Source organism: Pseudooceanicola sp. (genome assembly GCF_029213205.1).
Lineage (GTDB): Bacteria > Pseudomonadota > Alphaproteobacteria > Rhodobacterales > Rhodobacteraceae > Pseudooceanicola.
Window position 1 is genome coordinate 121,069 of sequence record NZ_JARGNH010000003.1, and the last position, 16,273, is coordinate 137,341.

13 protein-coding genes are annotated in these 16,273 nt (G+C 62.5%); 10 read left to right on the forward strand and 3 right to left on the reverse strand.

The features are described 5' to 3' along the window. Nucleotides 1–110: 110 nt before the first annotated feature. The 10 genes from P1U48_RS04205 to urtE all read left to right on the forward strand — a co-directional run bounded on the left by P1U48_RS04205 (nt 111) and on the right by urtE (nt 12,068). Nucleotides 111–1,061, forward strand: coding sequence for an alpha/beta hydrolase (locus P1U48_RS04205; RefSeq protein WP_301067547.1), 951 nt, complete (start codon nt 111–113; stop codon nt 1,059–1,061). Nucleotides 1,062–1,334: 273 nt separating this feature from the next. Then, nucleotides 1,335–2,762 carry a circularly permuted type 2 ATP-grasp protein gene (locus P1U48_RS04210; protein WP_301067550.1) on the forward strand — a complete coding sequence of 476 codons (1,428 nt, stop codon included), beginning with the start codon at nt 1,335–1,337 and terminating at the stop codon, nt 2,760–2,762. Between the two features lie 5 nt (nt 2,763–2,767). After that, a complete protein-coding gene (locus tag P1U48_RS04215; protein WP_301067553.1) occupies nt 2,768–3,709 on the forward strand; it encodes an alpha-E domain-containing protein in 942 nt (313 codons plus the stop codon). Nucleotides 3,710–3,726: 17 nt separating this feature from the next. After that, a complete protein-coding gene (locus P1U48_RS04220) occupies nt 3,727–4,527 on the forward strand; it encodes a transglutaminase family protein (protein WP_301067555.1) in 801 nt (266 codons plus the stop codon). Nucleotides 4,528–4,566: 39 nt separating this feature from the next. After that, nucleotides 4,567–5,325: a proteasome-type protease gene (locus P1U48_RS04225; RefSeq protein ID WP_301067557.1), complete on the forward strand. Its 759-nt coding sequence runs from the start codon at nt 4,567–4,569 to the stop codon at nt 5,323–5,325. 422 nt (nt 5,326–5,747) lie between these two features. Further along, on the forward strand, nt 5,748–7,028 hold the full coding sequence (urtA, locus tag P1U48_RS04230) for an urea ABC transporter substrate-binding protein (RefSeq protein ID WP_301067559.1): 1,281 nt from the start codon (nt 5,748–5,750) through the stop codon (nt 7,026–7,028). A gap of 96 nt (nt 7,029–7,124) precedes the next feature. After that, on the forward strand, nt 7,125–9,110 hold the full coding sequence (gene urtB, locus P1U48_RS04235; RefSeq protein WP_301067562.1) for an urea ABC transporter permease subunit UrtB: 1,986 nt from the start codon (nt 7,125–7,127) through the stop codon (nt 9,108–9,110). Nucleotides 9,111–9,402: 292 nt separating this feature from the next. Continuing rightward, nucleotides 9,403–10,632 (forward strand): urea ABC transporter permease subunit UrtC, encoded by a 1,230-nt coding sequence (gene urtC / locus P1U48_RS04240; protein ID WP_301067565.1) that lies wholly within the window; start codon nt 9,403–9,405, stop codon nt 10,630–10,632. Further along, nucleotides 10,629–11,369 (forward strand): urea ABC transporter ATP-binding protein UrtD, encoded by a 741-nt coding sequence (urtD, locus tag P1U48_RS04245; protein ID WP_301067568.1) that lies wholly within the window; start codon nt 10,629–10,631, stop codon nt 11,367–11,369. The genes urtC and urtD overlap by 4 nt, the downstream gene beginning before the upstream one ends. Before the next feature lie 3 nt (nt 11,370–11,372). Beyond that, the gene (urtE, locus tag P1U48_RS04250; RefSeq protein WP_301067570.1) at nt 11,373–12,068 is read left to right on the forward strand and encodes an urea ABC transporter ATP-binding subunit UrtE; all 696 of its coding nucleotides are present in this window, start codon (nt 11,373–11,375) and stop codon (nt 12,066–12,068) included. Between the two features lie 153 nt (nt 12,069–12,221). Here the strand turns inward: urtE and P1U48_RS04255 are convergent, their stop codons facing one another. The 3 genes from P1U48_RS04255 to P1U48_RS04265 all read right to left on the reverse strand — a co-directional run bounded on the left by P1U48_RS04255 (nt 12,222) and on the right by P1U48_RS04265 (nt 16,194). After that, a complete protein-coding gene (locus P1U48_RS04255) occupies nt 12,222–13,814 on the reverse strand; it encodes a choline dehydrogenase (protein ID WP_301067572.1) in 1,593 nt (530 codons plus the stop codon). Nucleotides 13,815–13,817: 3 nt separating this feature from the next. Further along, nucleotides 13,818–15,230, reverse strand: a complete 1,413-nt coding sequence (locus tag P1U48_RS04260; protein ID WP_301067574.1) for an aldehyde dehydrogenase family protein — start codon at nt 15,228–15,230, stop codon at nt 13,818–13,820. A gap of 241 nt (nt 15,231–15,471) precedes the next feature. Beyond that, complete coding sequence (locus P1U48_RS04265; RefSeq protein ID WP_366142862.1) at nt 15,472–16,194, reverse strand: Crp/Fnr family transcriptional regulator; 723 nt, start codon at nt 16,192–16,194, stop codon at nt 15,472–15,474. Nucleotides 16,195–16,273 lie beyond the last annotated feature (79 nt).

Sequence of the window (16,273 nt, forward strand, 5' to 3'; positions counted from 1 at the left end):
TGCCACCAGCGACACCGCGCCCCTGCGGTTCAGGGCGTGTTTTTGCGACACAGTTGACCTTGTCCGCCGCACAGGCTCTGATTGCCGGGTAACAGTCGGAAGGGGCGCAGATGATCGGACCGGTGCATGAGGAATTGTTGATCGGGCTCGAGGGCTTTACCGCCACCCGGTTCAGCGACGACAATCTGGCCGCCGCACGGGAGGTCCGCCGCGACGCGGTGCTGCCGATCGGCCCGCTGCCCGGGGTGATTTATGAAGAGCGCCATATTCCTGGCCCGACCGGCGCGCCGCAGGTGCGGGTGCTGGTCTATCAACCCGAGGCTGAGGGCGAGGACCGCCCGGCGATCCTGCATTTCCACGGCGGCGGTCTGATCGTCGGCTTGCCGGAGATGGGCCATGAACGCAACGGTCAGCTGGCGCGCGAGCTGAATTGCGTGGTGGTGTCGGTCGATTACCGCAAGGCGCCCGAAGCACCGTTTCCCGCCGGACCCGAGGACGGTTGGGCGGCGCTGAGCTGGCTGCGTGCCAATGCGCAGGATCTGGGGGTCGATCCGAGCCGCTGGGCGCTTCTGGGCGAAAGCGCCGGGGGCTGCATGGCCGCGACGATGGCGTTTATGGCGCGCGACCGCGCCGGGCCGGCGCCGCTGCTGCAGGTGCTGGTCTATCCGATGCTCGACGACCGTAGCGGCCAGGACCCGGTGCCTGCGGAAGCCGAGTGTCTGGTCTGGACCGACACCTCGAACCGCTACGGCTGGTCCGCCTATCTGGATCAGGCCGCAGGCGGCGCCGATGTGCCGGTCAAGGCGGTTCCGGCGCGGCGCGACGATCTGGCCGGGCTGGCCCCGGCCTGGATCGGGGTCGGGTCGATCGACCTGTTTGCGCAGGAAAACCTCGATTACGCCCGCCGTCTGCTGGCCGCCGGGGTGGATTGCGAATTCCTGATGGTGCCGGGCGCCTATCACGCCTTTCAAAAGCTGGTTCCGGACGCCCCCATATCGCTCAGCTTCGAGGCCAATTATCAGGTCGCCCTGCGCCGCGCACTGACCCGCGCGCCGGGCTGATCCGGGGCGCTGCTTTGTCTGGTCCTGACCGGAACGGCGACGGGTTGACGCCACGTTACCGGGGCGGTGAAACCTGCCAAAACCGCGAAGATGCTGAAAAAAATATCATATGAGAAAGTGGTTTATCCGCTATCATGGGGGGGAATTGACGTGACCCTTGTGCCGGATGCTGGAAATGGCGCAGGATCAACTCATGGGCTGGCGTGGGGATGAGACAAGCCGATTACCTGCGGTCAGCCAAAACCTGAAGTGTCCACCAGAAGACGAGGCGGAATGACCGGAATCGAATTCTTCGACGAGATGCTCGACAGCGCTGGCATGGCGCGGCGACCCTATTCCGATTACGCCGAATGGTTTGCGGGCGAAGACCCGAAATCGCTGATCAAGACCTCGACCGAGGCCGAAACCTTCTTTCGCCGGATCGGCATCACCTTCAATGTCTATGGTCAGAAGGGCGCCGACGAACGGCTGATCCCCTTTGATATCGTGCCGCGGATCATCGCCGCCCAGGAATGGCGACAGTTGGAACGCGGCATCGAACAGCGGGTGCGGGCGATCAACGCCTTTCTGTCCGATATCTACAACCGGCAGGAAATCCTGAAAGCTGGTCGGCTGCCACGGGAAATCATCACCAACAACGCGGCATTCCTGCCGCAGATGATCGGGGTGTCGCCGCCGGGCGGCGTCTATACCCATATCGTCGGCACCGATCTGGTGCGCACCGGCGAAAACCAGTTCTATGTGCTTGAGGACAATTGCCGCACGCCGTCCGGGGTCAGTTACATGCTGGAAAACCGCGAAACGATGCTGCAGATGTTCCCTGATCTGTTCTCGAAAATGCGGGTGCGGCCGGTCAGCAACTATCCGATGGAGCTGCGCCGTTCGCTGTCGGAATCCGCGCCGCCGGGCTTTACCGGCTCCAAACCCTGCCTGGCGGTTCTGACCCCGGGGATCCACAATTCCGCCTATTTCGAACACAGCTTTCTGGCCGATCAGATGGGCGCCGAGCTGGTCGAGGCCTCGGATCTCAGGATCGTCGATGGCCGGGTCGCGATGCGCACCATCCGGGGGTACAAGCCCATCGACGTGATCTATCGCCGGGTCGATGACGATTACCTTGACCCGCTGAATTTCAATCCCGAAAGCCTGCTGGGGGTGCCGGGGATCATGGATGTCTACCGCGCAGGCAATATCACCATCGCCAATGCGCCGGGCACCGGGATCGCCGATGACAAGGCGCTCTACAGCTACATGCCGGATATCGTGCAATTCTACACCGGCGAAAAGGCGATCCTGCAAAACGTGCCGACTTGGCGCTGCTCGGAACCCGACAGCCTGGCCTATGTGCTGGACCATCTGCCAGAGCTGGTGGTCAAGGAGGTGCATGGATCGGGCGGTTACGGCATGCTGGTCGGCCCCGCTGCCAGCAAAAAGGAACTGGCGGCATTCGAGGCCAAGTTGCGTGCCAAGCCGGACAATTACATCGCCCAGCCGACGCTGGCCCTGTCGACCGTCCCGATCATGACGAAATCCGGCCTGGCGCCGCGCCATGTCGACCTGCGCCCCTTCGTGCTGGTTTCACCAAAGTCGATCTATATCACCGCCGGCGGGCTGACCCGGGTGGCGCTGAAAGAGGGATCGCTGGTGGTGAATTCCAGCCAGGGCGGCGGCACCAAAGACACCTGGGTCCTGGGGGATTAATGGCCATGCTGGGACGCAATGCAGGTGGATTGTTCTGGATGTTCCGTTACCTGGAACGCAGCGAGAATACCGCGCGCCTTCTGGACACCGGATTCCGGATCGCGCTGACCGCATCGGATGGCGCGGAAACGGAATGGGAAAGCATTATCAGCACCACCGGGGTGCGCGAACAATATCTGGAAAAGTTCGACACCTTCGAGCAGGCGCAGGTGATCAATTACCTGCTGCGCGACAAGGACAACCCATCCTCGGTGATGTCGATGTTTGACGGCGCCCGCACCAATGCGCGGATGGTGCGCACCGCCCTGTCGTCCGAGGTCTGGGAGGCCACCAACGAGGCCTGGATGAACATCAAGCAGATCCTGGCGCGACCGGTTTCGGTCAAGAATCTGGCGCAGGTTCTGGCCTCGATCCGGCAGCATTCCAGTCAGGTGCGCGGCGCCCTGCACGGCACCATGCTGCGCAACGAGATTTTTGACTTTGCCCGCATTGGCACCTTTGTCGAACGGGCGGACAACACCGCGCGGATCCTTGACGTCAAATATTATGTGCTGTTGCCCTCGGCGGCCTTCATCGGGTCGAGCATGGACAATGCGCAATGGGAAACCATCCTGCGCTCGGTCTCGGCCTTCCGGTCTTTCCGTTGGCTGAACGAGGCCGAGACCACGCCGATGGCGATTGCGCAATTCCTGATCCTGGACCGGCGGATGCCACGGTCGCTGGCGTTCTGCTATTCCAAGATCAGCGGCAACCTGCGCTATCTGGCGCAGAACCATGTTGGCGAACTGCCCTGTCTGGAAATGGCGCAAGAGGCCTATGCCCGCCTCGACAATTGCGAGATCGAGTCGATCTTTGACGAGGGGCTGCACGAGTTTCTTGAGGCCAGTATCGGTGGCACCGCGCGGCTCGCCAGTCAGATCCAGCAGGATTTCCGATTCACCCGATAACAATGGGACAGGGTGCGATGCGTCTGAAAATCTCTCATAAAACGGTCTATTCCTATGACCGGCCGGTGCATTACGCGCTGCAACAGCTGCGTCTGACCCCGCGTGAATCGATTGGGCAAAAGGTTCTGTCCTGGTCGCTCGAGGTGAGTGGTGCCAATCGCGAATTGTCGTTCGAGGACCAGTTCCGCAACCATGTCGATCTGCTGTCGATGCAGGAGTCGCAAAAGGTTGAAATCATCAGCCAGGGCGAGGTCGAGATCGAAGACCGCACCGGGGTGATCGGCAAGGGCCGCAGCATCACGCCGCTGTGGCTGTTTCAACAGAAAACCGATGCCACCGCGCCGGGCGCAACCATCCGGCGCTTGGTCCGCGACCTGGGCAAGACCGTCGAAGAGGATCAGCTGCAGGCGATGCACGACCTCTGCGCCGCGGTCGGCGAAGCGGTGGCCTATACCAAAGGCAGCACCGGCGTCGCCACCAGCGCCGAAGAGGCCCTTACCGCCGCACAGGGAGTGTGCCAGGACCAGGCGCATGTGATGATCGCCGCCGCCCGGCTGATGGGGCGCCCGGCGCGCTATGTTTCGGGCTATCTGATGATGGACGGGGCCACCGACCAGGAGGCCAGCCATGCCTGGTGCGAGGTCTGGGTGGACGGGCTCGGCTGGGTCGGGTTTGACGTCGCCAACGAGGTCTGCCCGGATGATCGTTATGTCCGGGTCGCCATCGGGCGCGATTATTCCGAGGCGGCGCCGGTGCATGGCCTGCGGCAAGGTGTGGCCGAAGAGGAGCTTTGCGTTTCCTTGCAAGTTCAGCAATAGAGTGCTCTCGCAGACTCACGGGCCAGGAGAGCCAAAGCGATGACCTATTGCGTCGGGATCCAATTGCAGGCCGGGATCGTGTTCATGGCCGATACCCGGACCAATTCCGGCGTCGATAACGTGTCAATCTTTCGCAAGATGTTCACCTTTGCGACCCCCGGCGACCGCTCGATCACTCTGATGACCAGCGGCAATCTGGCGACCACCCAGGCGGTGGTCAGCCTGCTGCAGGAACGCTCCAAGCGTCCCTCGGATCGGGCGCCGGATATTCTGCAATGTGAATCGATGTTCCAGGTCGCACAGCTGGTGGGCGCGACGCTGAAAGAGGTGATCGCTGCGCACAGCGATGCCGGCATGCGCGCTGACAGCGCCTTTGGCGCGACGCTGATCCTGGGCGGTCAGATCAAGGGCGGCGAACCCCGGCTCTATCTGATCTATCCTGAGGGCAATTTCATCGAGGCCAGCGAGGACACGCCGTTCTTTCAGGTTGGCGAGACCAAATATGGCCGCCCGATCATCCTGCGCGCCTATGATCCCGCGATGAGTTTTGAAGAGGCGATCAAGCTGTTGCTGGTGTCTTTTGACAGCACCATCAAGGCGAACCTGTCAGTGGCGTTGCCGCTGGATTGGCACGTCTATGCGCGTGACTCGCTCTGCACCGGTCGGATTGGCCGGATCGAGCGTGACGATCCCTATTTCGAACTGATCTCGAACGGCTGGGGCGGGGCGCTGCGCGATGCCTTTGACGCATTGCCCGATTTCGAGATGCCCGATTCCCAAGTGTCGGCCGAATCCTGACCTTTTTGGCGGTGTTCTGACCCGTTTCAGAGCCATCCCGGCCCCCGAATGTTGACCTTAAGGAAGCACGACTCGCGGTGGTTTCACGCTTGGGTTGAGAGGTTTTTGGGCAGGTTGATTAGTCGAGCTGCCCAATTATCAGGCGCCGACCGAAACATCGCCCATTATTCAGGCAAGATCCCCGATTCTCCACCTCGGACAGCGCCCGCCCGATTTCCCAGCTGCAGCAAAGCGGTTTTGGTGAGTGTCGCGCCACATGGCGCACCGAAAAACTGCGACGGCACGCTGACTAGCCAGACACGCCCGCCGCCGCAGTGACGCAACAAGACGTCGCCCGGGGACTTAAGGGGGGATCGTGACGGCTGCAATCGTCACACACCCGTTTCCGCGAAGGCGATATTCATAAGGGATACTTTGTTATCATGTCGCAATTTCTGAAAACCATGCTGGGCGCTGCCGCCGGGTCGCTGATGTTGAGCACCGCCGGTTTCGCCGCGGACACGATCAAGATTGGCGTTCTGCATTCGCTTTCCGGCACCATGGCGATCTCTGAAACCACGCTGAAAGACACCATGCTGATGCTCATCGATGAGCAGAACAAAAAGGGCGGTGTCCTGGGCAAGCAACTCGAAGCCGTGGTTGTCGACCCGGCCTCTGACTGGCCGCTCTTTGCTGAAAAAGCCCGCGAATTGCTGACCGTCTCGGATGTCGATGTGATGTTCGGCTGCTGGACCTCGGTGTCGCGGAAATCGGTTTTGCCGGTGATCGAAGAGCTGAACGGCCTGCTGTTCTACCCGGTGCAATATGAGGGCGAAGAATCCTCGAAAAACGTATTCTACACCGGCGCCGCACCGAACCAGCAGGCAATCCCGGCCACCGATTACTATCTTGAAGAGCTGGGCGTCGAGAAATTTGCGCTGCTGGGCACCGACTATGTCTATCCCCGCACCACGAACAACATCCTGGAATCCTACCTGAAAACCAAAGGCATCCCGGCCGAAGACATTTTCGTCAACTACACGCCCTTCGGTCACTCGGATTGGTCGAAAATCGTCGCCGACGTCGTGGCGCTGGGCGCTGACGGCAAAAAGGTCGGTGTGATCTCGACCATCAACGGCGACGCCAACATCGGTTTCTACAAAGAACTGGCGGCCGCCGGTATCTCGGCTGACGACATCCCCGTCGTGGCCTTCTCGGTCGGCGAAGAAGAGCTGTCGGGTCTCGACACCTCCAACCTCGTCGGTCACCTGGCCGCCTGGAACTACTTCCAATCTGCTGAATCCGACGCCAACGCCGCGTTCATCAAACAGTGGAAAGCCTTTGCTGGCGAAGAACGCGTGACCAATGACCCGATGGAAGCGCATTTCATCGGCTTCAACATGTGGGTGAATGCCGTCGAAGCCGCTGGCACCACCGATGTCGACGCCGTGCGCGCCGCGATGTGGGGCCAGGAATATCCGAACCTGACCGGCGGCACTGCGGTGATGGGGACCAACCACCACCTGTCCAAGCCGGTTCTGATCGGTGAAATCCAGGCCGATGGTCAATTCGACATCATCTCGGCGACCGAGCCGGTTCCCGGCGACGCATGGACCGACTTCCTGCCGGAATCCGCGGTGCTGAAATCGGATTGGAACGACCTGGATTGCGGCATGTACAACACCGCCACCAGCAGCTGCGTTCAGCAGAAATCCAACTACTGATCGGATCATTGATCCCGACCTGGCGGCGGGACTATCCCCGCCAGGTCACTGCCTCTGCCTTCGCAAATGCTCCCAACTTACCCGAGCAGGTCCAAAATGAACCGCATCCTCCGCGCGGCCCTGATGCTGCTCGCCGTTTCGGCCATGCCGCTCGTGGCCCAGACGACGCCGACACCATCCCCGATCCAGGCCCCGATCCAGGCCCTGCTGCAAGAGCATCGCGAGACGATTGAAAAATCCTCACGCAGATCCATACAGCCCGCCATCGACGCGATCCGCGACAGCGGTTTGCCCGCCGCCAAGCTGGTGCTGGAAAAATGGGGCGCCCGTGACATGTGGCAACGCAAGTCCGACGGGTTGTTCTTTTATGTCGAAGAGGTGGCTGGATCTGATCTGACCCTGTTCGACTTTGCCGACAGCACCCAGATCGGCAACCTGCCCAAATCCGATTTCAAACAGATCAAACCGAATTCCGGCATCCAGGGGCTGATCGCCCTGAGCCTGGTCAAGTTTCAGCTGAGCGATCCCGATCCGGCCCGCCGTGGCGCGGCGTTGGACGCGCTGGCGCGGATCGGCGAGGCGGCGCAATTGCCGGCGCTGCGGGCCAGTATCGACAGCGAACCCGATCCCGCCCTGAAGTCCCGCAAACAGCGGCTGGAACGGCTGATGACCATCCGTTTTGGCGAAACCGACGCCGAGCGGATCGCCGCCATCCGCCATTTCGCCGGTGACCTTGGGGTCGATGTGCGCGGCGCGCTGAACCCGATCACCGCCACCACCCGCCGGGCCGCGCCGGGCTCGGTTCCGCCGCAAGACATGAATGTCGCGCGGATCCTGCGCCCGGGCGGCGAGGCGCTGAGCCGGACCGAGGCCTATGACCTGCTGATCGCCGCCGGGTTGGCCCCGGCGCGGCTGACCATCGCCGATCAACGCGCCGCGCTGATCGCCAATATCAACGCTGGCTCATCCGGCGGCGTGGCGGTCAGCGCGCTTGACGACCCGGCGGCCCGCGACCGCGCCTATGCCGGTCTGGTTGTCGCCGGGCTGGCCCCCGCAGCGGCCACCGGCACCGAGATTGACGCCGCCCTCGCGGCACATGTGTTCTTTGATACCTTCGCTGAACCGGCCAGGCCTGTCACCGATGCCGCCCAAGAGACCCTGCGCTCGATCGAACTGAAGGTCGGAATCAATCAGAGCCTCGATCTGGCGCTCGACGCATTGTCGCTGGCCTCGATCTACTTCCTCGCCGCGATTGGCCTGGCGATCACCTTTGGGGTGATGGGGGTGATCAACATGGCGCATGGCGAATTCATCATGATGGGCGCCTATACCGGCTATGTCGTGCAGCAGGTGATCCCGGATTACACGCTGTCGCTGATCGTCGCGATTCCCTGCGCCTTTGCCGTAACGTTCGCCGCCGGGGTGGCGATGGAGCGGCTGGTGATCCGCTGGCTCTATGCACGGCCGCTGGAAACCCTGCTCGCCACCTTCGGCATCTCGATCGCGCTGCAGCAGCTGGCCAAGAACATCTTTGGCACCCAGGCCCGGCCGCTGACCTCACCCGCCTGGCTCGACGGGCAGATGGTGATCAATGACGTGGTCAGCATTTCCTATATCCGCATCGCGATCTTCGTGTTGGCGTTGATCTTCCTCGGCTTTTTCCTGTTCCTGATGAAGAAGACCCGCCTTGGCCTGGAAACCCGCGCCGTCACCCAGAATCCGAAAATGGCCGCCTCGATGGGGATCAACCCGGACCGGGTGAACATGCTGACCTTCGGCCTCGGCTCCGGCATCGCCGGCATCGCCGGGGTGGCGATCGGACTCTACGCCAAGGTGACGTCAGAGCTCGGCGCCGATTACATCGTGCAGAGCTTCATGACCGTGGTGGTCGGGGGTGTCGGCAATATCTGGGGCACCCTGCTGGGCGCCACGATGATCGGTTTTCTGCAAAAGGGCATCGAATGGTTCAACCCCTCCAACACCCTGGCGGCACAGACCTACATGATCGTTTTCATCATCATCTTCATCCAGTTCCGGCCACGCGGCATCATCGCGCTCAAGGGCCGGGCTGCGGGAGATTGACCATGCTCAGAGCCGCCGCCAACCGCGACCAGCCGCCACTCCGCCTGCTTCCTCTGGTCAAAAATATCCCGGGGGAGCGCCAAAGGCGCGGGGGCAGCGCCCCCCCTTGCGCCCCCCCTCCATCTGCCTCTCCCCACCGGGGAGGGGGTCGGGGTGAGGGGGCCAAAGCCGCGACCCCAGCGTCACACCACCCCCACCAAAGCGCCACATGCGCTCCCCATCCAACTCCCTCTCCCCAGGGGGGAGAGGGTCGGGGTGAGGGGGCCAACCGCTGCAATTGGAGCCATCCGAAATGAGACAGAGCTTCATCTTCCGCAACCCGTCACTGCTGATCTTCCTCGCTTGCCTGGCCGGTTTCACCCTTGCCATAACTCTGCTCAGCCATGCCTATGGCAGCGCCTTCATCTCGACCTCCTTCGTCAAGACGCTGGGCAAGACCCTGTGCCTGTGCCTGGTGGCCATCGCGATGGATCTGGTCTGGGGCTATTGCGGCATCCTGTCCCTCGGCCATTTCGCCTTTTTCGGGCTCGGCGGCTATATGATCGGCATGTGGCTGATGTATGCGCGCACCGAGCTGATCATCGTGCAGAGTCTGGCCAATGCGCCGATCCCGGCGACCCCGCAAGAGCTGCGCGATGCCATCGGCACTCAGATCTTCGGGGTGGTCGGCAGCGCCGATTTCCCGGCGATCTGGATGTTTGCCCACAGTTTCTGGGCGCAGATGGCGCTGGTGGTGCTGGTCCCGGGCCTGTTGGCGTTGGTCTTTGGCTGGCTGGCGTTCCGCAGCCGGGTCACTGGCGTCTATCTGTCGATCCTGACCCAGGCGATGACCCTGGCGCTGTCGCTCTACCTGTTCCAGAATGAATCCGGACTGCGTGGCAACAACGGGTTGTCCGGCCTGCAAAACCTGCCCGGGGTCACCGCGTCACAGGATTTCATCTCGATCTGGTTCCTCTGGGCCTCGGCGCTGGCGCTGGGCCTCGGCTATCTGCTCGCCGCCTGGGTGGTCTCGGGCAAGTTCGGCTCGGTGGTGCGTGGCATTCGCGACGACGAGGCGCGGGTGCGCTTCCTTGGTTATTCGGTCGAGGGCTACAAGCTGTTCATCTTCACGCTCACGGCCATCATCGCAGCGATTGCCGGGGCGCTCTATTATCCGCAGGCCGGGATCATCAACCCGGGCGAGGTGGCACCGATCGCCTCGATCTATCTGGCGGTCTGGGTGGCAATCGGCGGGCGCGGTCGGCTCTATGGCGCGGTCATCGGCGCCGCCTTGGTCAGCCTGGTTTCGACCTGGTTCACCGGCGGGCTGGTGCCGTCGATCCGGCTCGGGTTTTATACCATCGACTGGGTCGATTGGTGGCTGGTGCTGCTCGGCCTCAGCTTTGTCCTGGTCACCCTGTTCGCACCCAAGGGCATCGGCGGGCTGGTCGATCTGATCGCCGGGCGACTGGTTCCGAACCGGCACGGCGCCGATTACGGGCCGGACACTGGATCGCTGCAGGAATCGGAGGGCCGCGAATGAGCAATCTCCTCGAAGTTTCGGGTGTCTCGGTCACCTTTGACGGCTTCCGCGCGATCAACAACCTCAGCTTTCAGATCGGCAGCGCCGAGATGCGGGCGATCATCGGGCCGAACGGCGCCGGCAAGACCACCTTCATGGATATCGTCACCGGCAAGACCCGGCCTGACTCGGGCAAGGTGCTCTGGGGCGAAAAAACCCAGAACCTGCTGAAGATGTCCGAGGCGCGCATTGCCCAGGCCGGAATCGGCCGCAAGTTTCAGCGCCCGACGGTGTTCGAGGATCAGAGCGTGCGCGACAATCTGATGATGGCGTTGCAAAACCCACGCGCCCCGGTGCCGGTGCTGTTCTGGCGCCCGGCCCGCAAGGACAGCACGCGGGTCGAGGCGCTGGCCGAACAGATCGGCCTTGCCGACGCGCTGGCCCGCAAGTCGGGCGAGCTCAGCCATGGCCAGAAACAATGGCTGGAAATCGGCATGTTGCTGGCCCAGGAGCCACGGCTTCTGTTGGTTGACGAACCGGCGGCGGGGATGACCCTGGCCGAACGCGAACACACCACCGATCTCCTCAAGGAAGCGGCCAAGAGCCGCGCCGTGGTGGTGGTTGAACATGACATGGAATTTGTCCGCCGCCTGGAGTGCAAGGTCACCGTCCTGCACGAAGGATCGGTCCTGGCCGAAGGCAGCCTCGATCATGTGACGGCCAACCAAGAGGTGATTGATGTCTATCTGGGGCGCTGAACCATGCTGAACGTGACCGACCTGACCCTGCATTACGGCCAGAGCCAAATCCTGCATGGCATCGATATCGAGGCGGCGACCGGTCAGGTCACCTGCATCATGGGCACCAACGGGGTCGGCAAGACCTCGTTGCTCAAGGCGATTTCGGGAACCCACATGCGCTCGGGCGGCACCATCACGCTGGACGGGGTCGATCTGGGCCGCGCCCCCGCGCATCAGCTGGCCCGCGCCGGGATCGGCTATGTGCCGCAGGGGCGGATGATCTTTCCGCTGCTGACGGTCAAGGAGAATATGGAAACCGCCTTTGCCTGTCTGCCGAAATCCGAACACCATATTCCAGATGAGATTTACGAGCTGTTTCCGATCCTCAAGGATTTCCTCGGTCGTCGCGGTGGCGATCTGTCCGGCGGCCAGCAACAGCAATTGGCGATTGCCCGGGCGATGCTGACCAAGCCGAAGCTGCTGCTGCTGGATGAACCGACCGAGGGCATCCAGCCCAATATCATCCAGCAGATCGGCCGGGTGATCGAATACCTGCGCGACCGCGGCGACATGGCGATCATCCTGGTCGAGCAATACTTCGAATTCGCCTATGGGCTGGCGGATCGTTTCTACGTGATGAAACGCGGTGCGGTGACCGCCTCCGGCGCCAAGGGCGATATCGCCAAGGAACGGTTGATGGCCGAGGTCTCGGTCTAGAAGGCGATCCCTTTGGCCTGGTCCTCGACGCCATCACCCGGCGCGGCGCCGACGGGCTGGCGCCCAACCCCGGCACCGGCCCGGCAGCGGCTGGCCGGTCATATGCTGCAACCCTGCGGATAGAGGGTATGGAATGCGCTGCAACCCAGGTGCCTAGATATCCAGGCCCTCAACCTCTTGCATCATGTCGGCGACGTTTTCCGCGATCATCATCGTAGGCGCATTGGTGTTTCCGGCAATTAGATTCGGCATGATCGAGGCATCGACGACCCGCAGGCCCTGAACGCCACGCACCCGGGCTTGCGGATCGACAACCGACGCAGAATCCTGCCCCATCCGGCAGGTTCCGACCGGGTGATAGATGGTCTCGGCGCGGGCTCTGATATCGGCGATCAGCGCGGCATCCGATTGCAGGGCCGCGCCGGGCACGATTTCGGCCTTGATCCGCAGCGCCAAGGCAGGCGCGGCCATGATGCGCCGGGCGATTTTCAGACCGCTCAGCAGGGTTGCGATGTCGTCGGGGTGGCTCAGATAATTGGCCTCGATCTTCGGTGGTGACAATGGATCGGCGCTGGCCAGCCGGATACGGCCACGGCTCTTGGGGAGGAGGTTGCAGACATGCAGGGTAATCCCGTAGCCCCAGGAAACCCGGCGCCCGTGGTCCCGCAGATAGGCCGGAATGAAATGGAACTGCAGGTTCGGGCGGGGCTGGGATGGGTCGGATTTGGCGAACCCCCCGGCTTCGGCCACGTTGGAGGTGAGTTCACCGGTATTTCTGGTCATGAACTGCCAAGCGGCCTTGATCGCGCGCGGCAGAAAGCGCGGCGCCAGACCGATGGGTTCGCGGCCTCTGGTGGAGGACATGACGCTGATATCGAGGTGATCGGCCAGGTTCTTGCCGACCTCGACGGCGTCGTGAAGCAGCGGGATGCCATGTCGCGCCAGCTCGGCGGCCGGACCAATGCCGGACAACATCAAGAGCTGCGGAGAATTCACCGCACCGCCCGACAGGATCACCTCGCCGCCCGGGTTTAGCCTCAGCACTCGCCTCCCGAGCTGCACGCCGATGGCACGCCGGTTTTCGAAAAGGACGCGTTCGACCTGCGCCCCGGTTTTGATCGTCAGGTTGGACCGCTGCCGGATCGGATCAAGAAAGGCCCGGGCGGCGCTGAGACGTTTGCCGTCGCGCTGGGTGACCTGATACAGGCCGACACCCTCCTGTCGAGCGCCATTGAAGTCGGGATTTTCGGGAAGCTGGCAGGTGACACCCGCCTGCACGAAGGCGCGGCTCATCGGGTTCACCGCGCGCAGATTGCTGACCGAAAGCGGGCCGTTGGTGTTGTGATGCGGGTCCGTGCGGGCGGTGTTGCCTTCCATCCTCAGGAAAAGGTCGCGCACGCGCTGCCAGGACCACGCCGGGCCAGCGGAGGCGGCCCAGCCGTCGTAATCTGCGGGATGGCCCCGGATGTAGATCATCGCGTTGATCGAACTGGACCCGCCCAGGGTCTTGCCCCGCGGCCAATACAGGCGGCGATCATTCAACGCGGCCTCGGGGGCGGTGGCGTAGCCCCAATTCAGCTTTTTCATGCGTGCCAGTATCGCCAGCCCAAGCGGCAGGTGGATCATCGGGTTCCAGTCGCGTGTGCCAGCCTCCACCAGGCAAACCCGCGTCTTCGGATCCGCCGAAAGCCGGTTTGCCAGAACGCAGCCCGCCGATCCGGCGCCGACGATGATATAGTCATACATGCGCTATCCCAGAAATCGCTTGGCAAGGCCGATCAGCCGTTTCACCCGCGCGGTATAGGGCGGAAACAACAGAGGGAGCGACGAGAAGTGATTGGTGAGAATGGCGCGTTCGTGGCTGAAGGCGCGGTAGCCGTCCTGGCCGTGAGACGCGCCAATGCCAGAGGAATTCACCCCGCCAAACGGCAATCCGGTGTGAGAAAAATGCGCCATCGTCAGATTGACGCCAACCCCGCCAGAGCTGGTGGTGGCGATGATATGGTCAATGCGTTCGGATGACTTGTCAAAGACATAAAGGGCCAGCGGTTTGGGCCGGGCATTGATCCGCCGGGTCACCTCGTCGATATCGTCATAGGTCAGTATTGGCAGGATCGGGCCAAAGATTTCTTCTTGGTCGATCTTCATCTCCGGGGTGATCGCCTCGATCAGAGTCGGGGCCATCCGCCGCTCTTGCCGGTCGCTGCCGAGGGTGACCTGTGCGCCCTTTGCAATGGCATCGCGCAGCAGCCCGGACAGGCGTTCGGCGTGGCGATCATTGATGATCCGTGCAAGGTGCGGGCTCTTGGCGCCCGTGCCATAGGTCCTGGCGATCCGGTCGCGCAAGGCTGCCAGGAAATCATCCTTGACCGACGCGTGGACGAACACATGGTCAGGGGCGATGCAGGTCTGTCCGGCATTGGCGAATTTACCAAAAGCGATCCATGATGCTGCACGTTTCAGGTCGGCGTCGGGCCCGACGATCGTTGGTGACTTGCCACCCAGTTCCAGCGTGATCGACGCCAGTGTTTTTGATGCGGCAGCCATCACGATCTTGCCCACAGCGGGGCTGCCGGTGAAGAAGATGTGGTCAAAGGGCAGGGCCAGCAGGGACTGCGATGCCTCCACACCGCCTTCGACGACTGTCACCAGCTCGGCCGGGAAGGTGTCTTTGATCAAACGCGCCACCACAGCCGATGTCGCCGGTGCCATTTCGGACGGTTTGATGATGGCGCTGTTGCCGGCGGCTAGGGCCGAGACCAAAGGGCCGATTGCAAGGTTGAACGGATAGTTCCACGGCGCGATGATCAGGCAGACACCTCGCGGCTCTGACCGCACCCGCGCCCTGGTGCCGAAGGTCACGAGGGTTGGCGCAACCCGGCGCGGACGCATCCAGCGCCGCAGCTGACGTGAGGCGTGGCGGATCTCCTGCATTACCGGCAAGACTTCCGTCAGGATCACCTCGGTCTCGGGTTTGCCGAAATCCGCAGCCATGGCGGCGACCAGCGCGGATTCGTTGACCCGGATGGCGGCAGCAAGGCGGTCCAGTGCCGCCCGGCGTTCGGCCAGGCCAAAGGTCAGCCGACGCGTCACAATCCCCGCGCTTTGCGCGGCAAAGGCCGCGGTTGCGCGCTCAGTGAGAGGTGCGGTGATATCTGTCATTCGATCGCCAGTTCTGTCCGCGTCACGGGCTGCGACGACATGTCAAAACCCACTAAAGAGAGCGGACCGACGACCGTCAATTCCGCAAACATTCTGAGGCGCCGGATGATCTGGCGGGTTTCGGCGGCGGCCAGGAAAATCCAGCGCCTGTCCGCAAGACGATCCTGAGTCCCAAGCGCCCTATGCAGGGCTGTGCTGTCGCTTTCGCCGGGTGTTGGTCGGTCGCTGTCATCGCTCAGCCTCAGATGCCAGTGCCGGTCATTGGTTTGTGCATTTCGATCCAGCGCCCGGATGACCGCATCCGGCCTTCGCTTTCCAGACGTTTCATCAGGCGGGACAAGGTTTCCGCCTGAACCCCCAGAATATCGGCCAGATCCTGACGCGAGATCGGCAAACGCATCCGCCGGATGTCGTGTTTCTCTGTGCCGTGGCTGGCCATCAAGTCGTCCAGCAACTGCGCCAGCCGGTCCTTGTTGGACGAGCGGGCCGCGTCCTGAATGCGGTCGTGGCAGCGGTCGAGCTCATCGGCGCAGTGTATGGCCAATCCGGCGAGAACCTCGGGACAGGCCCGCAGGACATTCTTGGCGTCACGATGTGCGACAATGCAAACCCGCGACGGCAACAGGGCCTGAGCTTCGGTTCTGTGATCCCGCTCGGTCAGAAACGCGCGGTAGCCGATCAGCTCGCCAGGATAGGCCAGCCGCAGCAGGCTTGAAGACCCGTTCGGGGCAAAGCTGCGGATGGCGATCAGCCCTTGCGAAACACAATAGACCCCGTCGCTGGGCGCGCCCTGGTGATAAAGCACGTGTCCGGCATCCAAATTCCGCCGGGTAAAGCTGCGATTGAGGGTTGAGATGTTGCCGCCAGCAACAGGCCGCCACAAGCTGTGCTCGTAGAAACTGCAATTTGCGCAGGGATGTGCCTCAATCGCCATTATGTAATCCGGCCACACCTCGTGCAGCATTGTCCAATGCGGTCAGCCGCATATCCGTCGGAACAGAAACCAGACTTCAACCCCGTGACATGATCTGAATCAAATCCAG